The sequence below is a fragment of the Streptomyces sp. 4N509B genome, from assembly GCF_052245655.1.
GTDB lineage: Bacteria > Actinomycetota > Actinomycetes > Streptomycetales > Streptomycetaceae > Streptomyces.
Genome location: NZ_JBQQBZ010000001.1, coordinates 89,220 through 113,975 on the forward strand (window position 1 = coordinate 89,220; position 24,756 = coordinate 113,975).

Consider the following 24,756-nt stretch of genomic DNA (forward strand, 5'->3'; position numbering starts at 1 on the left):
GTCGAAAGTCATGGCGGCCATGCTCGGAGGGGCGTTGGTCCTCTCTGCGTGTGGCGGTTCAGACGATGATGAGGAAGGGGGGAACGACACGACCAACGCGAGCGACACCATAACGCTCGCCGAGGCCCAGCCGTTCCAGAGCTACAACAACACCACCGCGGCCGCCAACTCGTCCATGAACAGCACGGTCATGAACTGGGTGCACAGCGGCTTCTGGAACTTCGGCAACGGGGACGGCTCGATCGTTCCGAACGAGGAGTTCGGCACCTACGAGAAGACCTCCGACGACCCGCTGACCGTCGAGTACACCCTGCACGCGGACGCCGCGTGGTCCGACGGCGAGGCCATCGACTGCGACGACATCCTGCTGTGGTGGACCCAGCAGTCCGGCGCCATGGAGGGCCTGTTCTCCGCCGTCGGCACCCAGGGCGTCGAGGACACCGCGATGCCCGAGTGCGAGGCCGGTGGCAAGGAGTTCAGCCTCGTCTACGACCAGCCGTTCGCCGACTGGGAGAGCACGAGCCCCGGTCACGGCAACACCGCGATCATGCCGGCGCACGTCGTCGCCGAGCAGGGCGGCCTCACCCCCGAGGAGTTCCTGACCGCGCTCCAGGAGCAGGACGCCGACGCGCTGGCCGACGCCGCCGCCTTCTTCAACGAGGGCTGGGTCATCACCGGCCAGCTGCCCGACCCGGCGCTGATCCCGTCCTCCGGCCCGTACATGCTGACGGACTTCCGTGAGGGCGAGTCGGTCACGCTGACCCGCAACGAGAACTACTGGGGCACGCCGGCCGCCACCGAGACCATCGTCATCCGGACGATCCCGGAGGAGGAGCAGGTCCAGGCCCTCCAGAACGGCGAGGTCGACGTCATCCACCCGCAGCCCACGGTGGACATGGCCCAGCAGATCGAGCAGGCCACCGGCGCGACGATCTCCTCCGAGGTCGGCAACCAGTACACCTACGAGCACCTCGACTTCAACTTCAACGACGGCCCGTTCGCGGACAACCCGCGCCTGCGTGAGGCGTTCGCCCTCTGCGTGCCGCGTCAGCAGATCGTGGACAACCTGATCAAGCCGGTCGTCCCCGACGCCGAGGTCAAGAACATCCGCAACGTGGCCCCGTGGGACGCGGGCTACGAGGACGTGAACGCCGCCGTCGCCGACGTGGTCGCCGAGTACGGCACGCAGGACCTGGAGCGCTCGCGCCAGATCCTGGAGGAGGAGGACGCGGTCGGCACCACGATCCGCCTGGAGACCCTGAACCTCCAGCGCCGCGTCGACACCGGCAACCTGATCAAGGCCGCGTGTGACGAGGCCGGCTTCAACGTCGAGTTCGAGGCCGCCGACGACTTCTTCGACACCGAGGGTGGCCTGGCGCAGAACACCTTCGACGTCGCGATGTTCGCCTGGATCGGCTCCTCGCAGGTCTCCGGCTGGAACTCCACCTACCGCTCGGTCGAGGAGTGCTCCGCCGAGGGCAAGGGCAACAACAACGGCTGCTACAACAACCCGGAGATGGACGAGCTGCTCGACCAGGTCGTGCGGACCTCCGACCCGGCCGAGGTGAACGACCTCATCGGCCAGATCGAGCTGCTGGCCTGGGAGGACCTGGTCACCATCCCGCTGTTCCAGCACCCGGGCATCACCGCCTGGAACTCGGCGGTGCAGAACGTCGTCCCCGACCCGTCCCAGACCGGCGTGGTGTGGAACATGCCGGAGTGGAGCAAGGGGTAAGCGAGAACCCGGGCGCCCCAGGCTCACCACCACCCCGGTGAGCCGGGCACCCGGCCCGTGCTGACAATGGAGCGACACGCGCGGGGCCGGGGGGCACCTCCCCCGGCCCCGCGTCCGCCCGTACCGCTCAACCCGCGTAATCCCCGCGCGGAACATCAAAAACGGCATACCCCGCCAAACACGCCAACCCCGGCCACCCACCCGTCCCGCACCCCCGCCGGCTCACCGCCCCCGATCTCCTCAGGAGTCAGCCCATGCTCGTCTTCATCGCGCGGCGGCTCTTCGTCTCTGTCTGGGTCTTCCTGGCCTCCACGGTCGTCATCTTCTTCCTCGCCACCAACATCAGGGACCCGCTGGCCGCGGCACGCCAGCTCCCGGACAACGCCCGCGAGTCGGCGATAGCCGAGATCACCGAGCGCCTCCACCTGGAGGACCCGCTGATCATCCGCTACTTCCGCTGGCTCGGTGACGTGGTCCTGCGGGGAGACCTCGGCGAGAACCTCCGGGGGCAGGACGTCAACACGTTGCTGGAGGAGTCGCTCACCGCGACGCTCCAACTGGTGGTCGGCGCCACGGTGCTGGCCATCGTCGTCGGCGTCACCATCGGCGTCATCTCCGCGCTGCGCCAGTACAGCGCGCTCGACCAGACGGTCACGTTCCTCGCGTTCATCTGCTTCTCGCTGCCGTTGTTCTGGACCGCCACGCTCCTCAAGGACTTCATGGCGATCGACTTCAACGACTGGCTGGTCGAGCCCGAGATCTCGTGGACGTTCACGATCGTCCTCTCCGTCATAGCCGGCCTGTTCGGCGGCTCGCTCGTCGTCGGCGACCGACGCACCCGCCTGACCGTCTTCGCCGGCACCGCGGTCCTCACCGGGGCGCTGCTGCGGTACCTCTCGGCCACCGAGTGGTTCGCCGACCCCGGCCTCGGCCCCGCCATCGTGGCCCTCACCGCGATAGCCGGCGCGGCGGCCTTCACCGCCCTCGTCAGCGGGCTGGAGTGGAAGCCGCCGCTCCAGGCGGCCCTGATCGCCGCCGGCCTCGGCATCGTCGCCTACTTCGCCCTCGAAGAGGTGCTCGACGACCCGACGCTCGCCACCATCGGACTGCTCGCGCTGTTGACCGTCGGCATCTGCTTCGGCGTCGGCTGGCTGCTGGGCGGCGAGCTGTACCGGCGCAACGCGATCCCCGCCGCGATCTTCACCGGCCTGTTCACCGGCGCGGTGATCTTCACCGACCAGATGCTCACGAGCTTCGAGAGCTACAGCGAGTCGGTCGCCGGCCGCCCGATCTCCACCATCGGCGCCGAGACCCCCAACTACTCCGGCACGTTCTGGCAGAGCGGCCTCGACTCCTTCGGCCACCTGGCGCTGCCGACCCTGGCCCTGGTGCTGCTCTCGCTCGCCCAGTACACGCGCTACACGCGGGCCAGCATGCTGGAGGTCATGAACCAGGACTACGTGCGCACCGCCCGCGCCAAGGGCCTGGGCGAGCGCGCCGTCGTCACGCGCCACGTGCTGCGCAACGGCCTGATCCCCATCACCACCCTCGGCGCCTACGACATCGGCACCATCCTCGGCGGCGCGGTGGTCACCGAGACGGCCTTCGGCTGGCGCGCCATGGGCACCCTGCTGCTGACCGGCATCCAGGAGGGCGACCCCATGCCGATCATGGCGTTCTTCCTGGTGAGCGGCGGCGCCATCGTGATCTTCAACATGATCGCCGACATCGTCTACGCCTTCCTCGACCCCCGCATCCGGCTGTCTTAGGAGGAGCCCACCATGAGTGAAACCAAGACGGCCACCACACCCGCCCCGGACAACGCCGCGGCGGCCGAGGGGCTGAACGTCGTCGCCCGCACGCAGCGGCAGCTCGTGCTCCGCCGCTTCCTCCGTCACCGTGGCGCGATCTTCGGGATGGTCCTGTTCGGCCTGGTGGTGCTGCTCGCCGTCACCTCCATCGGCGCCGGGCCCATACCCGGCTGGTGGGACAAGTCGCCCACCGAGACCGGCACGGTCGACGGGATGGGCAAGCCCACCCTCTCCGTGGTCCCCGGGTTCCTCGGCGGCGGCGGCTTCCACCTCGGCGAGCACCCCTTCGGCCAGGACAACACCGGCCGCGACTACTTCGCGCTCACCATGCGCGGCGCCCAGGTCTCGCTGACCATCGCCGTGATCGTCGGTCTCGTCGCCACCATGGTCGGCACCGTCATCGGCGCCACCGCCGGGTACTTCCGTGGCTGGACCGAGTCGGTGCTGATGCGGATCACCGACGTCGTCATCGCCATCCCGACGCTGCTGCTCGCCGGCCTGATCGGCGTCATCGTCGCCGACAAGGGCGTGGTGCTCTTCGCCCTCTTCCTGGGGCTCGGGCTGTGGACCTCCACGGCCCGGCTGGTGCGCGGCCAGGTGCTCTCGCTGCGCGAGAAGGAGTTCGTCGAGGCGGCCCGGTCCGTGGGCACCCCGGCCCACCGGATCATCTTCAAGCACATCCTGCCGAACACCGTCGGCATCATCATCGTCGCGGCGACGCTGGCCATCGCCGCCGCGGTGCTGACGGAGAGCGCGCTGTCCTTCGTCGGCCTCGGCGTCCAGCCGCCCGACACCTCCCTCGGCCGGCTCATCACGGACTACCGCACCGCCCTCTCCGTGCGTCCCTGGCTGTTCTACTGGCCCGGCGCGTTCATCATCGCCATCGCCCTGTCGGTGAACTTCATCGGCGACGGCCTGCGCGACGCCTTCGATCCCCGACAGACCCGGGTGCGTGACTGATGTCGATCACTCCTGACCTCATGAAGGACCCCGAGGGCGCCGGCGGCGCCTCCGACGGGCCAGGCGCCAGCGTCACCGAGGGCGCCGAGGAGGTGCACGCCGCCAGGACGTTGGCGGACTCCCGGCCACCCGCCGACGAGGAGATCCTGAGCGTCACCGACCTGAAGGTCTCCTTCCCGACCGACGACGGCCTCGTCAAGGCGGTGCGCGGCGTGGACTACACCCTCCACGCCCGCGAGGTGCTCGGCATCGTCGGCGAGTCCGGCTCCGGCAAGTCGGTCTCCTCCATGGCCCTCATGGGCCTGCTGCCGAAGAACGCCCGCATCACCGGCAGCATCCGCTACCGCGGCCGTGAGCTGCTGACGATGCGGCCCAGGGAGCAGCGGGACCTGCGGGGGCGGAAGATCGCGATGATCTTCCAGGACCCGATGACCTCGCTCAACCCGGTCCGCTCCATCGGCGACCAACTCGCCGAGGCGGTCCTCGCCCACCACCTGGTGCCGCGCCGACAGGCCATGGCGCGGGCGCGGGAGATGCTCGACCTTGTCGGCATCCCGCAGGCGGAGAAGCGGCTGCGGGCCTACCCGCACGAGTTCTCCGGCGGCATGCGCCAGCGCGTGATGATCGCGATGGCCATCATCAACGACCCGGACGTGATCATCGCCGACGAGCCGACCACGGCCCTCGACGTCACCGTCCAGGCGCAGATCCTGGAGAAGCTGCTGGAGGTCAAGGACGCGGTCAACGCCGCGATCCTGATGATCACCCACGACCTCGGCGTGATCGCCGGCATGGCCCACCGCACGCTCGTGATGTACGCGGGCAAGCCGGTGGAGGTCGCCGACACCGACCGGGTCTTCTACCAGCCGCGGATGCCGTACACGGCGGGGCTGCTCGGCTCGATCCCCTCGCTGGAGGGCGAGCGGGACGAGCGGCTGCGCCCGATCTTCGGCACGCCGCCCTCGCTGATCCAGCTCCCGCCCGGCTGCCCGTTCTCCCCGCGCTGCCCACTGGCCACCTCGGTGTGCCGCGAGACGGAGCCCGAGCTGACGGAGGCCGAGGACGGCCACCAGGCGGCCTGCCACCACAGCGACCGGCTGGCCGGGGTCGAGGACCCCACGATCTTCTTCCGCCAGACGGTGGGCGAGGCCACGGGCACCGGCACCGACGCAGCCACCGAGGAGGGGCGATGACGGCCGACGTGAAGGACGCGAACGTGGAGGGGGCGGCGCAGGACGCCCCCGGCCAGCCCGGCGAGCGGCTGCTGGAGGTCACCGACCTGGTGGTGAACTTCCCCGTCCGCGGCGGCGGCCTCATCCGCCGCGTCGTCGGGCAGGTGCAGGCCGTCAGCGGCGTGTCGTTCTCCGTCAGCGCCGGGGAGACCCTCGGCGTCGTCGGCGAGTCCGGCTGCGGCAAGTCCACGACGGGGCGGGCCGTGCTCCAGCTGATCCCGCCCACGGCGGGGTCCGTGCGCTTCGACGGGCAGGAGATCACGGGCCTGAAGTCCTCCCGGCTGCGCGCCGTGCAGCGCAAGGCGGGCATGGTCTTCCAGGACCCCTACGCCTCCCTCAACCCGCGGCTGCCGGTCAACGACATCATCGCCGAGCCGCTGAAGGTGCACGGCCGGTGGCGCGACGGCGGCAAGGCGCGGGTGGCGGAGCTGCTGGAGCTGGTGGGCCTGAGCCCCGAGCACGGCAACCGCTATCCGCACGAGTTCTCCGGCGGTCAGCGCCAGCGCGTCGGCATCGCGCGCGCGTTGGCGCTGGAGCCCAAGCTGCTCGTGCTCGACGAGCCGGTGTCCGCGCTCGACGTCTCGGTGCAGGCGGGCGTCATCAACCTGCTGGAGGACCTGCGGGACCAGCTCGGCGTGGCGTACGTCTTCATCGCCCACGACCTGTCGGTGGTGCGCCACATCTCCGACCGGATCGCCGTGATGTACCTCGGCAAGGTGGTGGAGACCGGCACCCGGCAGGACGTGTACGAGCACCCGGCGCACCCGTACACGCAGGCGCTGCTGTCCGCGGCCCCCGTGGCGGACCCGCGGCGGGAGCGGGAGCGGCGGCGCACGGTCCTCACCGGGGACGTGCCGAGCCCGCTGGACCCGCCGAGCGGCTGCCGTTTCAGGACCCGCTGCTGGAAGGCGCAGGAGATCTGTGCCACCGAGGAGCCCGCGCTGGTGGACCGGGGTTCGGGTCATCCGGTCGCCTGCCACTTCGCTGAAGAGGGCGCCACGGTGGACTGACTGGGTGTGATGCTCCGGCCCAAGGCAGCGCAGGCCGCCGCCCCGGGTCCCGCCAGTTCGGCGGGCTCGGGGCGGCGGCCTGTTGTGGGTGGGGTGACCGGGCGACGGCCGGCGGGCGGCCGGCGGCTGGCGGCTGACGGCTGGCGGCCTCAGGCCGCGAACTCGGCGACGGCGTCGGCTGCGAGGCGGCGCAGGCCCCGCTCGGTGTCCGGCTCCACGCCGAGGCGGTTGCAGGCCATGCGGGCGCAGCCGTCGAGGGTCGCCGCGACCTCGTGGGAGGGCAGGCCGGTGGCCCTGAGCGCCTCGTCGAGCTCCGCCAGCGAGGCGCTCCAGCGCACCACGGCCTCGTCCATCGTGGAGTCCCCGGCCGGCTCGTTCGCCAGCGGCCCGCCCGGCCGGGCCTCGCGCGCCACCGGAGCCGGCCGCGCGGCGGCGCGGACGAAGGGCTGCTCGGCCAGGCGCTCCGGGTCCGCCTCGGCCGTGAACCAGGACGCCAGGATCAGGGAGAGCGCGGCGTCCTCCCGCCGCCCCGGCGGCAGTCCCGCCGAGACCAGGCGCAGGGCCATCCGGCTACAGAACGCGACGTGCTCGTCGACGGCGGCGGGCTGGTGGCCGTCACGCCAGGCCGTGAAGGTGACGGCCTGACGCGGGGCGCCGCCGTGGCGGGCCGTGGCGTAGGGCGCGCGGTGCCGGCCGGGGCGCGGGGCGGCGGCGAAGCGGTGGGCGCGGTGGCGGACCACGCGGCGGATCTCCTCGACCACCGGCGCGGCGGGGCCGGCCTCGGCCCCGGTGCCGGCCCCGGCGTCATCCCCGAGCTCGGCCCCGGCCCCGGCGTCGGGCCCTGGTTCGCGCGCGGTGTCGCGCGCCGCGTCCCGCGTGGGCTCCGGCGAGGCGTCGTGCGCCGCGTCCGCGGCGGCGTCCCCGGTCTCCTGGGCTCGCGAGACGCTGGTGGGCAGTAAGACGAGCCGCAGGTGCGGGCCGCCGACCCAGCCGCGTTGGAAGAACCACCGCCGCACCAGCCCGCCCGCCGCCAGCTCGCCCGTCAGCGGCCTGACGAGACCCGTCAGCAGCTCGTCCAGCGAGCCTCCCGCTCTCGCCGCGCCCCCGAACGCTCCCGCACCCGCCGTGTCGAACAGGTGGACGCCGATCCACCCACGTTGCCGCTGCCGCATCGTGCCATCCCTCGTCGGTCCTGTGACCCCGTGTCAGGAAGCATGCGATCCCGACCTGGATCACAACCTTGACGAGATCTGACGTCCCGCCGTGACATCGGGCGGACACGACGGACGAAACGGGCACGAGGGCGGTGCGGGCGGCGGGCGGCGTGCGGCCGGGCCGGAGGCTACTCCTCGGTCTCGGCCTCGGTCTCCGCCTCCTTGGCGAGCCCGAGCTGCTCCACGTGCCACTTCTCGAACTCGACCGCCGAGCGCACCCAGCTGACCAGGCTGGAGACGAAGTGGTCGACGGCCACCCCCTGGCCGATCAGCATCTGCACCTCACCGATGAGGCGCACCACGCCCTCGTCGTTGGTGTGGGTGTAGACCTTGGGCCACAGGGTGCGGCGGTTCCACTCGTCGATGGCCTCCAGCAGGCGCGGCTTGTCGTCGAGGGTGTGCGGACGGTCGTAGAAGGTCCGCACCGACATGACCCGCTGCTGCTTCTCGCCGCGGAACATGACGTACGTGCGGAACTCCTTCCACGGGACGACGACGTCGCCCTGCTTGTCCTCGGTGTGCTTCAGCTTCATCCGGTCCAGCAGCTGCTTGACCAGGTCCTTGTCCGGCGTGACCGGGGCGGCCGGCGGTCTGGCCTGCCCCTGCTGAGCCGGCTGGCCCCTGCCCTGGCCCTGGGCCTGGCCCTGGCCGGACGCGGCCTGCTGCTCGGCCGGCTGCTCCGGGGACTCGGGCTTCTTCGGCACGCCGAAGTTCGGAATCGCGGACGGATCCATGGACACGACGCTTCGTCCCTTCGTACAGGTGCACGGGCGGCTCAGGAGCCCCATCCTCTCCCATCACCGCCCCCGTCTGGCAACCATGCCTCGCGGCTCAGCGCACCGGCTCGATCGTCAGACCGCCGTCGAGGGAGGCGTCGATCCTGACCGTGTCGCCGTCGCGCACCTCGCCCGCGAGGATCCTGCGGGCCAGCGGATCGCCCAGCTGGGTCTGCACCAGCCGCCGCAGCGGGCGGGCGCCGTAGGCCGGGTCGTTCCCCTCGTCGGCGAGCCAGTCGATCGCCAGCTCACTGACCTCCAGGGTGAGCCGCCGGTCCGCCAGCCGCCGCTGGAGCGCGTCCACCTGGAGCCGCGCGATCCTGCCGAGCTCCGCCGAGCTGAGCGCCTCGAAGATCACCACGTCGTCCAGGCGGTTCAGGAACTCGGGGCGGAACGCGGCGCGCACCGCCGCCATCACCTCCTCGCGCCGCTCGCCCGGCTTGGCCAGCGGGTCGATCAGGTGCTGGCTGCCGAGGTTGGAGGTGAGGATGAGGATGGTGTTGCGGAAGTCGACGGTGCGGCCCTGCCCGTCGGTCAGCCGGCCGTCGTCCAGCACCTGGAGCAGGATGTCGAAGACCTCGTGGTGCGCCTTCTCCACCTCGTCCAGCAGCACCACGGTGTACGGGCGGCGGCGGACGGCCTCGGTGAGCTGACCGCCCTCCTCGTACCCCACGTACCCGGGGGGCGCGCCCACGAGGCGGGCCACCGAGTGCTTCTCGGCGTACTCGCTCATGTCGATGCGGACCATCGCCCGCTCGTCGTCGAAGAGGAAGTCGGCCAGGGCCTTGGCCAGCTCCGTCTTGCCGACGCCCGTCGGGCCGAGGAAGAGGAACGAGCCGGTGGGGCGGTCGGGGTCGGCGACCCCGGCGCGGGCCCGGCGCACGGCGTCGGCCACCGCCCGCACGGCCTCCGTCTGCCCGATGAGCCGCTGGCCGATCGCCTCCTCCATGCGCAGCAGCTTCTCCGTCTCCCCCTCCAGCAGCCGGCCGGCGGGGATGCCCGTCCAGGCGGAGACGACGTCGGCGATGTCGTCGGGGCCGACCTCCTCCTTGACCATGGAGGCGGTCTGGACCGCGGCCTCCTCCTCGGCGGCGGAGGCGTCGGCCAGCTCCCGCTCCAGCGCCGGGATCTCGCCGTAGAGCAGCTTGGAGGCGGTCTCGAAGTCCCCGTCGCGCTGGGCGCGCTCGGCCAGGCCGCGGGTCTCGTCGAGCCGCTCCTTCAGCTCGCCGACGCGGTTGAGGCCCTGCTTCTCCTTCTCCCAGCGGGCGGTGAGGCCCCGCAGCTCCTCCTCACGGTCCGCCAGCTCGCGGCGGAGGCGGGCGAGCCGCTCCTGGGAGCCGGGGTCCTCCTCGCCCGCCAGCGCCAGCTCCTCCATCCGCAGCCGGTCCACGGCGCGCTGGAGCTCGTCGATCTCCACGGGCGAGGAGTCGATCTCCATGCGGAGGCGGGAGGCGGCCTCGTCCACGAGGTCGATGGCCTTGTCCGGCAGGAAGCGGGAGGTGATGTACCGGTCGGAGAGGGCGGCGGCGGCCACCAGCGCGCCGTCGGCGATCTGGACCTTGTGGTGGGCCTCGTACCGGCCCTTGAGGCCACGGAGGATCGCGATGGTGTCCTCGACGCTGGGCTCGGCCACCAGCACCTGCTGGAAGCGCCGCTCCAGCGCGGCGTCCTTCTCGATCCGCTCGCGGTACTCGTCGAGGGTGGTGGCGCCGACCATACGCAGCTCGCCACGGGCCAGCATGGGCTTGAGCATGTTCCCCGCGTCCATCGAGGAGTCGCTGCCGGCGCCGGCCCCGACGACGGTGTGCAGCTCGTCGATGAAGGTGATGATCTGGCCGTCGCTCGCCTTGATCTCGCCGAGCACGGCCTTCAGCCGCTCCTCGAACTCCCCCCGGTACTTCGCGCCGGCGACCATGGCGCCGAGGTCGAGGGCGACCAGGCGCTTGTTCCGCAGCGACTCGGGCACGTCGCCCTTGACGATGCGCTGCGCCAGGCCCTCGACGACGGCCGTCTTGCCGACGCCGGGCTCGCCGATGAGCACCGGGTTGTTCTTCGTGCGACGGGAGAGGACCTGGACGACGCGGCGGATCTCGTGGTCCCGGCCGATGACCGGGTCGAGCCGGCCCTCGCGGGCGGCGGCGGTGAAGTCCGTGCCGAACTTCTCCAGCGCCTTGTACGTGCCCTCCGGGTCGGGGGAGGTCACGCGCTGTCCGCCCCTGCTGGTCTGGAAGGCGGCCAGCAGCTTCGCGTCCGTGGCGCCGTGCTCGGTCAGCAGCCGGCCGGCCTCGCCGCCCTTGGCGGCCAGGCCGATCACCAGGTGCTCCGTCGAGACGAAGGCGTCGCCGAGCTCGCGGGCGCGCTGAGAGGCGTCGGCGAGGACGGCCAGCAGCTCGCGGTTGGGCTGCGGCCTGGCGACGGAGGCGCCCTGCACGCTGGGCAGCGAGCCGAGCAGCCGCTCGGCTCCGGCGCGCACGGCGGCCTGGTCGGCCTCGACGGCGGCGAGGAGGTCCTGGATGTTCTCGTTCTCCCGCCCCTCCAGCAGGGCGAGCAGCAGGTGCGCCGGGGTGATGTCCGGGTGGCCGTCGCGCAGTGCGCGGTCGTTGGCCGCACCGATCGCCTCACGGCTCCTGTTCGTCAGCTCGGCGTTCACGTCGCGGTACTCCTCCGTGTCCGTAGGTCGCGAGTCGTCACGATCGTCGCGAGTAAAGTCTGCCACAATCGCCGTGCGATAAGTTGAGTCTAATCAACTCAAGGGGTATCTCGGGCGGCCCCGCTCGGCCAGCGACCCGGCCCGCGTGCGGGTGCACCCGCGATCCGGTCGCGGCCGCCGTCGGGACGGGCGCGCGACCTCTCGCCCGACCGGCGGTGATCGTGGCCCTTTCCAGGACCACCCCCGGCCGGAGGCGCAGGACGGATCTCCGGCCGGGCGCGGGCCCTGTCCGGGATCACCCGAGCTTCTCCTCCGTCACCGCGGCGGGCAGGGAGATCCGCCAGGCGACGCACCCGGCCGCGGCGAGCCCGGCGACGGCCAGGAAGCTGCTGGCGAGGAACGGGTCCGTGCCGTCCAGGGCGGGGGCGAACCCGACGCCGACGTAGAGCGCGACGCCGGTGGAACCACCCAGTTGGTCGGCGGCTCGCTGGACGCCGGAGGCGATGCCGGCGTCGTCGTCGGTCACCCCGGTCACCGCGACGTACTGCAGCCCGACGATCCCGAAGCCCATCCCGGCCGCGACGAGCGTCATGGCCGGAACCATCGCCAGACCGGTGGCCCCGAGGTGGGAGACCAGAGCGATGGCGGCCATCGCCAGCGCGGTGAAGCCGACTCCGGCCAGGACACAGGCACGGGCCCCCCACCGTCCGAGCAGCCGGGGCACCAGCACCGAGGCCGCGATCAGGGACACCGCCAGGGGCAGCATCGTCAGACCGGCCTGGAGCGGGCCGGCGCCCAGTCGGTCCTGTAGGTAGTAGGTGAACAGCAGGAACGAGGTGGACAGTGCCGCGCTCAGCAGGGCGGTGGCGAGGTTGGCCAGGACGCGCGGCCGGTTCCTGAGGAACCGCGGCGGCACGAGCGGGTTGCGTGAACGGCGCTCGACCCTGACAAACAGGACTCCGGCCGCCACCGCGCCGACCAGCGCCGCCGCCGGCGGCCAGGGCGGCGTGCCGTCCGCCTCTCCCGCCTCGACGACGCCGAGGGTGAACAGCAGCGGAGCCGCGACCAGCAGGAGCGAACCGGGAAGGTCGAGTGGTGTCGGCTCGGCGGGCCGTTCGCTCGGCACGAGGAGGACCACCGCGGCCAGCACGAGCAGGATGAACGGCACGGACACCAGGAAGATCCACCGCCAGCCGAGCAGTTCGGTGATGATCCCGGAGACCACGAACCCGAGGACGAGGCCACAGCTCGCGACGGCCGCCCACACGCCCAGCGCCCGCGACCTGCGTGGCCCCTCGGGGAACGTGAGCACGACCACCGCCATCGCCGCCGGGAGCGCGATCGCCTCCCCGGCCCCCTGGAGCAGCCGGGCCGTCACCAGCACGGCGAAGGACGGCGCGAGCCCGGCCAGCAGGGACGCGGCGCCGAAGAGGGCCGTGCCGAGCAGGAGGATGCGGCGCCTGCCCAGCACGTCGCCCAGCCGGCCGCCGAACATCAGCAGCCCGCCGCCGGTGATCGTGTACCCGACCACGACCCAGGTCAGGGTGTGACCGTCGACGCCGAAGTCGTCGCCGATCGCGGGAAGCGCGACGTTGACCACGGTCACGTCGACGGCGACGAGGAACTGCAGCATGGCCATGCAGCACAGCACCAGCCACGCGCGCGCCGGAGACGATCCGTCCCGACGCGAGGAGAGAATGCCTGAGAACACCGAGTGCTCCGTTGCCCGGAAGAGGTTCCGAGCGGCACGGACGTGCCGCTCCGGTCATCACGGAGCGACGGAACGTTCAACCTTCAACGTTCAACAGAAGTGAGACGAACGCCCCGCCGCTAGCGGAGCGTCCTCGTCACCGCGGCACACGCCGCGCACGAAGCGCCAGACATGTCGCCGATGCTAAAGGCTGTCCCGCCCGGCCGGGCCAGCGGGGGCGTCCCCGTTCGACCTCCCGCCGGGGCCCTCAGCCGCCGCCGGCCGTCGCCAGGAGGTCCCGGGCCGCCTCGGGGAAGGGGCGGCCGATGATGTGGCCCTCGCCGCTGCCGACCGAGGTCACCGCGAGCAGCGTGCCGGACCCGCGCGCCTCGTCGAAGTCCGCGAGCCACGGGCCGCCGCTGGAGCCGGCCGTCATGTCGCAGTCCTCCAGCAGCAGGCCCCCGACGTTCGGCTCCTGCGCCTCCTCCTCGTCCAGCACCCGCGTCTGACCCGCGCAGGAGTGCAGCGACTCGCCGTCGAACGGGTCGGCCGCCGGGTATCCGAGGGCCGTCACGTCCTCGCCCTCCGGCACGGGCTCGAAGGCGGGGCGGTTCGCGCCGTGCTCCTGCTCCAGGGTGCGGCCGTCCTTCGTCTCCACCGTGAGGAAGGCGTAGTCGTGCGGCAGGATCTCCGTCGTCCCGCGCGTCACGTCCCACGCGCGCGGCGTGTGGTGGCCGGTGACCAGCCAGCCGTCGCGCTGGTACGTCCGCGCGTCGTGGTCGTAGGCCGGCACGAACCACGCCTCGGCCGGCGGCTCCGGCTCCTCGGGGGAGCGCACGCAGTGCGCCGCCGTCGCGACGACGCTGCCGTTGGGCGCGTCCACGACGGCGGCCGAGCACATGCCGAGCCGGCCGTCGCCCTCCTCCCACAGGATCCGCCCCACGGTCGCGACGGCGCCGCCCCACTCCCGCACCTCCGCGGCGGCCGGCGGAGCGGTGCCCGCGGCCACCACCAGGGCCGTCACCGCGATCGGCACCACCACGCGCGGACGCACACCCGGAAGCCTCATGGACCAACGGTCGGCGCGCGGCGACGCGGCTGTCCAGCCGCCTCACCCGTTCGGGTGGACGGCGGAGGGACGTAACGATCAGGCAAATCTCGCGCGACGGCACCTGGTTCGCGCCGACGAGGGGGTCAACGATGGGGCACCGCGTCGACTCCGGGAGGCCCGTTGCGATCCACGTCCACCCCCGCCACGCCCGCCGCCACCGCGTCCCCCACGCCCCCGTCCCCGCCCCACTCCCGCAGGACCGTCCTGCGCGCCGCGACGGCCGGCGCCGCCGCCACCGCCGCCGCGCCGTTCCTGCTGACGGACGGCCAGGCCGCCGCCGCCGAGGGCGCCGCCGTCCGGGGCGCCGAGGGGTCCGAACGGTCCGCGTCGGGCCTCCAGGCCGCGTTCGCCGAGGCCGCGGCGCGCTACGGCGTGCCCGTGGGCGTCCTGCTCGGCGTCTCCTACCTCGTCTCCCGCTGGGACGGCCACCGCGGCGCCCCCAGCGTCTCCGGCGGCTACGGCCCCATGCACCTGACGGACCTGCACACGGCCCTCACCCGGTCCGTGGCCCACCACGCCCACGCGGAGCCGGGCGACGAGGACCCGCGCGGCGACACCGCCCGTCCCCTCCCCCGCCGCCGCCACCCGGTGCCCGAGCCCTCGGCCCTCCCCCCGGCGCTGCGCACCCTCGACCGGGCCGCCGAGCTGACCGGGCTCACCCCGGAGGCGCTGCGAACCGACGCCGGCGCCAACGTCCTGGGCGGCGCCGCCCTGCTGGCCGCCGCCCAGCGGCAGCTCGGCCAGCCGCCCAGCGAGGACCCGGCCGACTGGTACGGCGCGGTCGCCGCGTATCCCGGCGCCTCCACCCGCGCCGCCGCCGAGGCGTTCGCCGACGACGTCTACGCCGTGATCAACGCCGGCGAGGCCCGCACCACCGACAGCGGCGAGCGGGTCGAGCTGCGGCCGGCCGCCGCCCCCGTCGCCCCCCGCACCGCCGCCGCCGACGCGCTCGGCCTGCCCCGCGCCGACCGCGACCCCCGGGTCGAGGCGCCCCCGTCGGTCTCCTGCGAGTGGCTGCCCGCGCCGTACGAGGACCTCGGCGAGGGCGACTACGGCAACCACGACAAGGCCAACCGGCCGCAGGCGCCGTCCATCGACTACATCGTCGTCCACGACACCGAGGCCACCTGGGAGACCACCCTCGACCTCGTCCGGGACCCCACCTACGTGTCCTGGCACTACAGCCTGCGCTCCTCCGACGGCCACATCGCCCAGCACCTGTCGACGAAGGACGTCGGCTGGCACGCCGGCAACTGGTACGTCAACGCCACCTCCGTCGGCCTCGAACACGAGGGCTTCCTCGTCGAGCCCGACGCCTGGTACACGGAGGCGATGTACCGCACCTCGGCCCGGCTGGTGCGCTACCTCGCCCGCCGCTTCGACATCCCCCTCGACCGGCACCACATCCTCGGCCACGACCAGGTCCAGGGCCCCGTCAACTCCAACATCCCGGGCATGCACACCGACCCGGGCCCGTTCTGGGACTGGGCCCACTACTTCGAGCTGCTGGGCGCCCCCGTCCGGCGGGAGGGCGGCGCGGCGGCCCCGCGACGCGGCGGCATCGTCACGATCGCCCCCGACTACGCCACCCACACGCCCGTCTTCACCGACTGCGTCACGCCGGGCGACACCTGCGCCCCGCACGGCTCCTCCGCCGTCCGCCTCCACACCGCGCCCGCCCACGACGCCCCGCTGGTGCGGGACGTCGGCACCCACCCCGACCGGGACGGCGAGTCCACCACCGGCGTGAACGACGTCGGCGCCCGCGCCACCACCGGCACGCAGTTCGCCGTGGCGGACCGCGCGGGGGACTGGACGGCGATCTGGTACCTGGGCCAGAAGGCGTGGTTCCACAACCCGCGCAGCGCGCCGACCGCCGTGCCCGCGCGCGGCCACGTCGTCACCGGCCTGCCGGGCGCCGCCACCATCCCGGTCTACGGCCGCGCCTACCCCGAGGCCGCCGCCTACCCGGCCGACATCCCGGCGCAGGCCGTGACGCCGCTGGTCTACGAGATCCCCGCCGACCAGGAGTACGTGGTGGGCCTGCGCACGGCGAGCTCGTACCTGCGGGCCGTCACGTTCGACCCGGAGGGGGCGCTCAGCCGCGTCGTGCGGGGCGAGGAGTACCTCCAGATCCAGCTCGGCCACCGCATCGGCTTCGTGCGGGCCGCCGACGTCCGGGTGCGTCGCGTCGCCTGAGGCGCCGCCGGGCCCCGTGTCGGGCCGGCGCGCCAGGCCCTAGGGTGGGGCGGGATGTTGATTCCTCGTCACCTGCTGTTCGTCTCGGGCGCCGCGGCCACGCTCCTCGCGGCGCTCGTGACCTGGGTCCTCGCCGGCGGCGGCGAACCGCTCGGCGTGGACACCGCGCTGCACGACTGGGCGGTGGAGCGGCGCACCCCCACGCTCGACGACGTCGTCACGTTCGTCACCGACACCGGGGACGACGTCCCGCCCGCGGTGCTCGCCGGGCTCGCGGGCGTGCTCGTCGTGCGCGGCGGCGGCAGGCGCTGGTGGATGGCGTTCGTCATCGGCGCCCTGGCGCTGACCGCGGGGCAGCTGGTCCGGTACGGGCTGGTGACGGCCGTGGGCCGCGCCAGGCCGCCGGAGCACGAGATGGTGTCGCTCTCGCACGGCCCCGGCATGCCGTCGGGCCACACCAGCACCTCGGCGATGGTCGCGATCGGCCTGGCCGCCGCGCTGCTGCCGTACTGCCACCGGGCCGCGACGCGCGCGCTGGCGGTGGCGCTGCCGGCGGCGTGGGCGGTCGCGGTGGGCGCCAGCCGCGTCTACCTGGGGGTGCACTGGCCCACCGACGTGCTGGGCGGCTGGCTCTTCGCCACGGCGATCACGGCCGTGGGGCTGCCGCTGGTGGCGCCGCTGCTGCGGCAGTTCGCGCCGCCGCCGCCACCGCGCGTGGGCACGCCCGAGCCGTCGCCGGCCGCCGCCGCGTCGCCCCCGCCCCGCCCGGACGGCGGGGCGGGCGGCTGACGCGGAGGCGGCGCGCGCCCGGCGGGCTCAGCCCGTTCGACCGGCTCGGCCGGCTCAGCCCGTTCGACCGGCTCGGCCGGTTCAGCGGAGCTTGGGCAGCTCCACGGCCAGGTCGTCGAGCCCGAGCGAGCCGAGCGAGAGCGCCGCCATGTGCCAGGACTTCAGGTCGAACGTCTCGCCACGCGACAGCGCCGCGGCCCGCGCGGTCTCGCGGCCCGCGAGCCAGGCGCGTTCTCCCAGCTTGTAGCTGATGGCCTGGCCCGGCATGCTCAGGTAGCGCGTCAGCTCCGACGTCGAGTACGCCTCGTCGTGGCCCGTGTGGGTCATGAAGAACTCCAGCGCGAGCTCCGGCGTCCACACCTCCCCCGGGTGGAAGCTCTCCCCCTCGGGGATGCGCAGCCCCACGTGCATGCCGATGTCGATGATGACCCGCACCGCCCGCAGCATCTGCGCCGAGAGGCAGCCCATGCGCCGCGCCGGGTCGGTGAGGTATCCGAGCTCGTCCATGAGCCGCTCGGCGTACAGCGCCCAGCCCTCGGAGGAGGCGGAGACGCCGCCGACGCTGACCTGGTACTGCGAGAGCTGGTCCTGGACGTGCACCCAGTGCGCGAGCTGGAGGTGGTGGCCCGGCGCGCCCTCGTGGTACCAGGTCGAGACGAGGTGCCAGACGGGGAAGCGCGTCATGCCCATCGTCGGCAGCCAGGTGCGGCCGGGGCGCGAGAAGTCGAGCGACGGCCGGGTGTAGTACGGCGCGGCGGCGCTGCCGGGCGGCGCGATCCTCGTCTCGACGCGGCGCACCTCGGGCGCGATGTCGAAGTGCCGTCCCGCGAGGCTGTCGATCGCCTCGTCCGTCAGGTCCTGCAACCAGCCGCGGATCGCGTCCTCGCCCTCGACGGCCTCGCCGTGCTCCTCCAGGTGGTGGAGGGTGGCCAGCACGCTCTCGCCCGGCAGGATCTCCGCCGCGACCGCGCGCATCTCGGCCTCCAGCCGGTGGTACTCGTCCCAGCCGAAGGCGTACGCGTCGGCGAGGTCGAGGTCGGAGCCGGTCCACCGCCGGGCGCCGATCAGGTACCGCTCGCGGCCCGAGCCGTCGGGGGCGCCCGTGACCAGGGGCGAGGCGAGGTAGGTGTCCTGGAAGTACGAGCGCAGCCGCGCCATGGCGTCGGTGGCCACGCCCGCGGCGGCCGTCAGCTCGGCGCTCTGCGACGCGGGGCCCGCGGTGACGAAGTCGCGGTACCAGTCGGCGGCGAGCCAGGCGTCGATCTGTCCGACGACGGTCCGCGCCTGACGGGCGGCGGCGGGCAGTCCACGGTCAAGGCCCTCCGAGAGGGAGGCGATGTACCCCTCGACGGAGCCGGGCACGTTCCGCATCCTGCGGCCGATGACGGCCCAGTCCTCGGGGGTGGCGGTGGGCAGCAGCTGGAAGGTCGAGATCAGCTGCGTCACGGGGGAGAAGATGTTGCTGACCTCGCGGAGGTGCTCGCCGGCGTCGAACAGCGCGAGATCGGCGTCGAGTCGCTCGCGCAGCAGGCGCGCCGCGCGGCGCTCGGTGTCGGGCAGCGCGTCGAGGCCGCCGGCCGCCGCCTCGGCGGCGTCGAGTTCGACGAGGGTGGCCCGCTGCGCCTCGGCGACGGCGGCGTGTCCGTCGGGCGACATGTCGGGGAGGGCGTCCTGGCCGGGCCGGTTGCCCAGGTAGGTGGCCATGATGGGATCGAGGTCGGAGAGTGTCTCGACGTAGGCGTCGGCGATCTGCCGTGGGGTCGCGGCGGCACTCCCGTTCGCAGTGTGTTGCATCGTGACATCCTCATACGAACAACGGATCGAAGGAAGCCCGCGAAGTCCCTGAAGGAGTAAGGAAGCCAGACTTGTCCGCGTTTGACGAGCTCATCGGGCGGGATCACGCCGCGGGCGTGTTGCGCGCCCAGATCGACCGCGCCGTGGCCAGCCACGGCGGCCTCGTGCTCGTCACCGGCGAGGCCGGCATCGGCAAGACCACGCTGGTCACCAGCGCGGCGCGGGAGGCCAGGAGGCGCGGCGCCTGGGTGTTCGGCGGCGCCTGCTGGGAGTCGGGCAGCGCCCCCGGGTACTGGCCGTGGGTGCAGGTGGTGCGGGCGCTGCGGCGCGCGGCGAGCCCCGGGGAGTGGGCGGCGGCCCGCGAGGCGGCGGGCGGCGGGACCGGGAGGGCGCTGTCGGTCCTGCTCGGCGAGCCCGCGGGCGGAGGGCCCACGGGCGGCGGGCCCGGAGCGCCCGGCGGGGACGCCGGGAAGGGCGCGACCGCCGAGGACGCCGGGCACGGCCCCGCCGCCGACGACAGCTTCCAGGTCTACGACGCCGTCACGACGCTGCTGGTCTCCGCCTCCCACCACCGGCCGGTCGTCGTGGTCCTGGAGGACCTGCACTGGGCCGACGCCGACTCCCTCCACCTGCTGCGGTTCGCCGCCCAGCACGCCTGGTTCGAGCGGCTGCTGCTGGTGGGCACCTACCGGGAGGCGGAGGGCGCGGAGTCCGACGTGGAGGCGCGGCTGGCGGCCAAGGCCACCACCGTGAGCCTGACCGGCCTCGACGTGGCCGGCGTCGCCGCGCTGATGGCCCGCGCGGGCGGCAGGGACCCGGGCCCCGAACTGGCGGCGGAGGTGCACCGGCGCAGCGGCGGGAACCCGTTCTTCGTCGAGCAGACGGCCCGCCTGTGGCACAGCCGCGGCCACCGCCCCGAGGCGCTGGCCGCGATCCCGCCCGGCGTCAGGGACACGGTGCGCCGCCGCCTGTCGCTGCTGCCACGGCCGGTGGCGACGCTGCTGACCGGGGCGGCGGTCCTCGGCCGCGAGTTCCACCGCCGGCTGCTGGCGGCCACCGAGGGCGTCCCGTCGGCGGAGGCCGACAGGACGCTGGACCAGGCGGTGGCGGCGCGCCTGGTGACGCCGCTCGGCGCGGGACGGTTCGCGTTCGCACACGACCTGGTGCGGGAGACGCTCTACGAGGACCACCGCGAGCGCGACCCGGCCGGCGCGCGGCGCCGGCACGCCGCCGTGGTGCGGGCGCTGGACGGCCAGCCCGGCCTCGCGGACCGGGTGGACGCGCTGCCGGCGGAGCTCGCCCGGCACGGCCTGCTCGCGGGCGACGCGCTGCCGCCCGAGCGCGTGCTGGCGCTGCTGCGGGACGCCGCCGCCGACGCGCTGGGGCGGATGGCGTTCGCCGAGTCGGTGGGCCACCTGCGCCGGGCCTACGAGGTGGCGGGGGCCGTCAGCCCTCGTGAGCGCGTCAGGGCCGGGCTGCTGCTCGTGCAGGAGCTGCACCACGCGGGCGCGGACGAGGCGGTGCGGGCCGAGGCGTTGCCGCTCTTCCGCGAGGTGGCGGACGAGGCGCGGCGGCTGGAGGACCCCGAACTGCTGGCGCGCGTCGCGCTCTCGCTCTTCCGGACCACGTTCTGGGTCGGGACGGAGGCGGCCGACCGGGAGCTGACCGCGCGGCTGCTGCGCGAGGCGGGTGCCGCGCTCGGCGAGGAGCCGACGCCGGCCGCCCCGTCGGACGGCACCCCGTCGGACGGCGCCCCGTCGGACGGTGCCACCGAGGACGACGCGCTCAACGAGCTGGCGCACCGGCTGACGATCCGCAGCGCCGTGCTGGCCCGCCGCGGCGCCGACGACGAGGCGCTCGCGTTCAGCCTGGCGGCCCGTCACGACGCGGTGTGGGGCACGGGCACGGCGGCGGAGCGGGAGGCGCTGACCGCCGAGATGATCGCGGTGGCGCGGCGCACCGACAACCGCGAGCTGGAGCACTTCGCGATGTCCCTGCGGTGGGTGGCGCTGCTGGAGCTCGGCGACGCCCGGTACCTGGAGCAGTTCCGCGAGTTCGTGACCGTCGTCGAGCTGCTGGGCGTGCCGCGCTTCCAGTTCTCGGCCGCGGTGGACCAGTGCATCATCGCCACCCTCCAGGGCCGCTTCGAGGAGGCGGAGCTCCACCAGCGGCGGGTGGAGGGGCTGGCGGGGCGGGAGGAGGGCCGGCGCGGGCACCACGCCCAGGAGGAGCAGTACGCGTACTTCGGCATCCACCTGCGGTGGGCGATGCTGCTGCTCCAGGGCAGGTTCGGGGAGCTGGACGAGCTGCTCGCCGACCCGGCGACGACGCGGCGGTACCACCGGGCGGAGCTGATCGCCGGCATCACCGCCGCCTGCCGTGGCGACACGGCGACGGTGCTGCGGCTCCACGAGCAGATCCGGGCCCGGGGCGGCGCGCGGGACGATCCGTTCCCCCGGAGCATGCGCCCGCTGTGGCTGCGCTTCCAGGCGCTGGCTGCGGCGGCCTCGCGCGACCCGGCGCTGTGCGAGCGGGCGCGGTCCGCGCTCGCGCCGTACGCCGCCGAGGGGCTGTGGGCGGTGTCGATGTGGGGCTTCGACGTCAGCGGGCCGATGGTGCTGTGGGTGGCGGTGGTCGACGCCGCGCAGGAGCGGTGGGACGCGGCGGTCGAGGGCTTCACCGCCGCCGCGCGGACCGCCGAGGCGCTGGGCGCCAGACCCTGGTCCGTCGAGGCGCGTGCCCGCCTGGCGCGGGCGCTGCTCGCCCGGGACGGTCCGGGGGACGCCGACGCGGCGGCGTCGCTCCGGGGTGAGGTGGCGCGCGAGGCCGCCGCACTCGGCATGCGCCACCTCGTGGCCGGGGCGGGGGCGCGGGCGGTCGCGGCCACGGTGCCCGCCGAAGGGACCGTGGGACGGCCGGGACCGCTGCCAGGCCCGGAGGGTGGCCCGGTTCAGGGGCGTGACCGGGACCCGCGGCCTGACCGGGAGCGGCAGGCCGAACCCCGGCCCGCCGCGAACGAGTTCCGCTTCGACGGCGCGGTCTGGACGTTGCGCTACGCGGGCCGCACCGTCCACGTGCCCGACGCCAAGGGCCTGCGCGACCTCCACCAGCTGCTCGGCGCCCCCGGCGCCGACATCGCCGCCGCCGACCTCGCCGCGGTCGACGGGACATCCCGGCGCATGGGCGGCGACCCCGTGCTCGACGAGGAGGCCAAGGCCCGCTACCGCCGTCACCTCGCCCGGCTCGACGAGGAGATCGACCAGGCCACGGGCGTGGGCGAGGACGAGCGCGCGGCCCGCCTCGACACCGAACGGGCCGCCCTCCTGGCCGAGCTGCGGGCGGCGGCCGGCCTGGCCGGCAGGACCCGGCGGCTGGGCGACGAGGCGGAGCGGGCGCGGAAGACCGTGACGGCCCGCATCCGCGACACCCTCCGCCGCCTCGACGACCGCCACCCCGAGCTCGCCGCCCACCTGAGGGCCACCGTCACCACCGGCACCCACTGCGCGTACCGGCCCACCCCGCAGGAGCCGCCGCGCTGGCGCCTGTGACGCCGCGCGACGGCCCCGCGGTGCGGGCCGGTTGGGACACCGGCGGGTGCCGGGGTGCCCGGGGGTGCTGGGGGCCCGGGGGGCGTCACTTGCGGTTGTACAGCCGCATCGTCAGCGTCCCGAAGACCGCGATCAGCAGCGCGCCGGCCACCGCGACCCACGCGACCTCGTCCATCGCGACGTCCCCGTCCATCAGGCTGCGCACGGCCGCCACCAGGTGGGTCACCGGGTTCACCTCGACGAAGCCCTGCACCCAGCCCGGCGTGGTCTCCGGATCGACCAGGATGTTGCTGAGGAAACTCAGCGGGAAGATCACCATCATGCTGATGCTCATCACGGCCCGCTCCGTGCGCACCAGCATCCCGACCAGGGTCCACATCCACGAGAAGGCGAACGAGAACGCCACCAGCAGCCCGATGCCGCCGAGCACGCCGAGGACCCCACCGTCGGGCCGGTAGCCCAGCACCATGCCCACGACGAGGATCACCGCGGAGGCGATGGCGTAACGGAACGCGTCGCCCAGCAGATACCCGACCATCGGGGCGGGCCGCCACACCGGCAGGGTGCGGAAGCGGTCGAAGATGCCCTTCTGGATGTCGGCGTTGATCGCCAGGCCGGTGTACACCGTCGTCATGATCACGCTCATCACCATGATCCCCGGCAGCAGGTACTGGAGGTACTCGCTCGGCGAGCCCGCCAACGCCCCACCGAAGAGGTAGGTGAACATCAGCGTCATCAGGATCGGGAAGGCCGAGATGTCGAAGAGCTGCTCGGGCACGTGCTTGATCTTCAGCATCGCCCGCCACCCGAACGTCAGCGAGGCGGACCACGCGCTGGGGCGCTGCGGCCGTTCGTCCGAGGTCAGGACCGCCTGGATCGCGGCGGCGGTGGGCACGAACGCCTCCTCCGCCGCCTTCTCGGCTCCGCTCGGCCCGCCGTTGTCCCGGGGTTCCTCCTCGGTGGCCTTCGCCGTGGTCTCGGTGCCGGCACTCATGCCACAACCTCCCTCTTCTTCGCGTCGTTGCTGGTGGAGTCGCCGCTCGACGCGCTCGTCGAGCCGTCGCTCGCGGTCCTGTCCGTCAGCGCCAGGAAGACCTCGTCGAGGCTGGGCTGACCCAGGGAGAAGTCGTCGACGATGATTCCGTGCCGCGCGAGCTCGCCGAGCGCCCGCGCGGCCTGCTCCGCGGCGCCCGTGTCGCCGCCGTCACCGGTGACGCCGTTCCCGCCCGCGTTCCCGCCCGCGGTCCCGGCCACGGCCCCGCCGCCGTTCCCGCCGCCGGCGGCCATGAGGCGGGCCGTGAGGGCGACGGGGTCGGAGTCGAGCACCACCTCGGCGTCGAGCTCCTGGGCGATCAGGCGCTGCGCCTCCGCCCGCTGCTCCGGGTCGCGCAGCCGCACGTGGACGGAGCCCGCCCCGATCGACGACTTCAGCTGTCCCGGGGTGCCCTCGGCGATGACCCTGCCGGAGTCGATGACGGCGATGCGGCCGGCCAGCCGGTCGGCCTCGTCGAGGTACTGCGTGGTGAGCAGCACGGTCGTGCCGCGGCCCACCACCGCGCGGACGATGTCCCACACCTGGTTGCGGGCACGGGGGTCGAGCCCGGTGGTCGGCTCGTCGAGGAAGAGGAGATCGGGCGTGTTGATGATGCTGGCGGCGATGTCGAGCCGACGGCGCATGCCACCCGAGTAGTGCTTCGCCTGGCGGCCGGCGGCCGCGGTCAGCCCGAACGCCTCCAACAGCTCCTCGGCGCGGCGGCGGGCGGTCGGCTTGCCGTAGCCGCAGAGACGGCCGAGCAGCACGAGGTTCTCCGTGCCGGTGAGGTCCTCGTCCACCGAGGCGTACTGCCCCGTCAGGCTGACCCTGCCGCGCACGGCGGGCGCGTCGCGCACGACGTCGAGCCCGAAGACGCGCGCCTGGCCGCCGTCGGGGCGCAGCAGGGTGGCGAGCATCTTGACCGTGGTGGTCTTGCCCGCGCCGTTGGGCCCGAGCACGCCGTACACCGTGCCGGCGGGCACGGCGAGGTCGACGCCGTCGACCGCCCGGTTCTCGCCGAAGATCTTGACGAGTCCTGACGTTTCGATCGCCAGCCCGCCGTTGTTCCCGCTCATCTCCTTACCTCTCTCCTCGATCTCGCTGGTGTGCCGTTCGTGTCGTGGTGCCGTTGTGCCTTTGTGTCGTTGTCCCGTTGTGCCGTCCGCTTCGTTCGCGTGCGTCCCTGTCCGCATCGGATCCTGCT

General features: G+C 73.6%; 16 protein-coding genes. 8 read left to right on the forward strand and 8 right to left on the reverse strand.

Features of this window, described 5'->3' with window-relative positions:
- Window positions 1-10 precede the first annotated feature (10 nt).
- The 5 genes from ACTWP5_RS00410 (at window position 11) to ACTWP5_RS00430 (ending at window position 6,748) form a co-directional block, all read left to right on the forward strand.
- The gene (locus tag ACTWP5_RS00410; RefSeq protein WP_443218591.1) at window positions 11-1,735 is read left to right on the forward strand and encodes an ABC transporter family substrate-binding protein; all 1,725 of its coding nucleotides are present in this window, start codon (window positions 11-13) and stop codon (window positions 1,733-1,735) included.
- Between the two features lie 254 nt (window positions 1,736-1,989).
- The gene (locus tag ACTWP5_RS00415; protein ID WP_443218592.1) at window positions 1,990-3,504 is read left to right on the forward strand and encodes an ABC transporter permease; all 1,515 of its coding nucleotides are present in this window, start codon (window positions 1,990-1,992) and stop codon (window positions 3,502-3,504) included.
- A gap of 12 nt (window positions 3,505-3,516) precedes the next feature.
- Entirely contained in the window at window positions 3,517-4,506 is a 990-nt protein-coding gene (locus tag ACTWP5_RS00420) for an ABC transporter permease (protein WP_443218593.1), read from the forward strand.
- Window positions 4,506-5,699, forward strand: coding sequence for an ABC transporter ATP-binding protein (locus ACTWP5_RS00425; protein ID WP_443218594.1), 1,194 nt, complete (start codon window positions 4,506-4,508; stop codon window positions 5,697-5,699). The genes ACTWP5_RS00420 and ACTWP5_RS00425 overlap by 1 nt, the downstream gene beginning before the upstream one ends.
- Window positions 5,696-6,748 carry an ABC transporter ATP-binding protein gene (locus ACTWP5_RS00430; protein WP_443218595.1) on the forward strand — a complete coding sequence of 351 codons (1,053 nt, stop codon included), beginning with the start codon at window positions 5,696-5,698 and terminating at the stop codon, window positions 6,746-6,748. The genes ACTWP5_RS00425 and ACTWP5_RS00430 overlap by 4 nt, the downstream gene beginning before the upstream one ends.
- Before the next feature lie 149 nt (window positions 6,749-6,897).
- Here ACTWP5_RS00430 and ACTWP5_RS00435 read toward each other — a convergent pair whose 3' ends face one another.
- From ACTWP5_RS00435 to ACTWP5_RS00455, 5 genes are all read right to left on the reverse strand, one after another.
- A complete protein-coding gene (locus ACTWP5_RS00435; protein WP_443218596.1) occupies window positions 6,898-7,920 on the reverse strand; it encodes a lantibiotic dehydratase C-terminal domain-containing protein in 1,023 nt (340 codons plus the stop codon).
- A 170-nt stretch (window positions 7,921-8,090) separates the two neighbouring features.
- Entirely contained in the window at window positions 8,091-8,702 is a 612-nt protein-coding gene (locus tag ACTWP5_RS00440) for a YbjN domain-containing protein (protein WP_443218597.1), read from the reverse strand.
- A gap of 91 nt (window positions 8,703-8,793) precedes the next feature.
- The gene (clpB, locus tag ACTWP5_RS00445) at window positions 8,794-11,388 is read right to left on the reverse strand and encodes an ATP-dependent chaperone ClpB (protein WP_443218598.1); all 2,595 of its coding nucleotides are present in this window, start codon (window positions 11,386-11,388) and stop codon (window positions 8,794-8,796) included.
- Window positions 11,389-11,683: 295 nt separating this feature from the next.
- Window positions 11,684-13,027, reverse strand: a complete 1,344-nt coding sequence (locus ACTWP5_RS00450; protein ID WP_443218599.1) for an MFS transporter — start codon at window positions 13,025-13,027, stop codon at window positions 11,684-11,686.
- 319 nt (window positions 13,028-13,346) lie between these two features.
- A complete protein-coding gene (locus ACTWP5_RS00455) occupies window positions 13,347-14,147 on the reverse strand; it encodes a trypsin-like serine peptidase (RefSeq protein ID WP_443218600.1) in 801 nt (266 codons plus the stop codon).
- A gap of 162 nt (window positions 14,148-14,309) precedes the next feature.
- Here ACTWP5_RS00455 and ACTWP5_RS00460 point away from each other — a divergent pair, with 162 nt between their 5' ends.
- Window positions 14,310-16,388, forward strand: coding sequence for an N-acetylmuramoyl-L-alanine amidase (locus tag ACTWP5_RS00460; protein WP_443218601.1), 2,079 nt, complete (start codon window positions 14,310-14,312; stop codon window positions 16,386-16,388).
- 54 nt (window positions 16,389-16,442) lie between these two features.
- The gene (locus tag ACTWP5_RS00465) at window positions 16,443-17,177 is read left to right on the forward strand and encodes a phosphatase PAP2 family protein (protein ID WP_443218602.1); all 735 of its coding nucleotides are present in this window, start codon (window positions 16,443-16,445) and stop codon (window positions 17,175-17,177) included.
- Between the two features lie 81 nt (window positions 17,178-17,258).
- On the opposite strand, the gene ACTWP5_RS00470 is transcribed toward ACTWP5_RS00465, so the two are convergent.
- Entirely contained in the window at window positions 17,259-18,971 is a 1,713-nt protein-coding gene (locus tag ACTWP5_RS00470) for a DUF885 domain-containing protein (RefSeq protein WP_443218603.1), read from the reverse strand.
- 71 nt (window positions 18,972-19,042) lie between these two features.
- Here ACTWP5_RS00470 and ACTWP5_RS00475 point away from each other — a divergent pair, with 71 nt between their 5' ends.
- Window positions 19,043-22,519, forward strand: coding sequence for an ATP-binding protein (locus tag ACTWP5_RS00475; RefSeq protein WP_443218604.1), 3,477 nt, complete (start codon window positions 19,043-19,045; stop codon window positions 22,517-22,519).
- 85 nt (window positions 22,520-22,604) lie between these two features.
- Here the strand turns inward: ACTWP5_RS00475 and ACTWP5_RS00480 are convergent, their stop codons facing one another.
- Complete coding sequence (locus tag ACTWP5_RS00480; RefSeq protein ID WP_443218605.1) at window positions 22,605-23,513, reverse strand: ABC transporter permease; 909 nt, start codon at window positions 23,511-23,513, stop codon at window positions 22,605-22,607.
- A complete protein-coding gene (locus ACTWP5_RS00485; protein WP_443218606.1) occupies window positions 23,510-24,628 on the reverse strand; it encodes an ATP-binding cassette domain-containing protein in 1,119 nt (372 codons plus the stop codon). Before ACTWP5_RS00485 ends, ACTWP5_RS00480 begins: the two co-directional genes overlap by 4 nt.
- Window positions 24,629-24,756 lie beyond the last annotated feature (128 nt).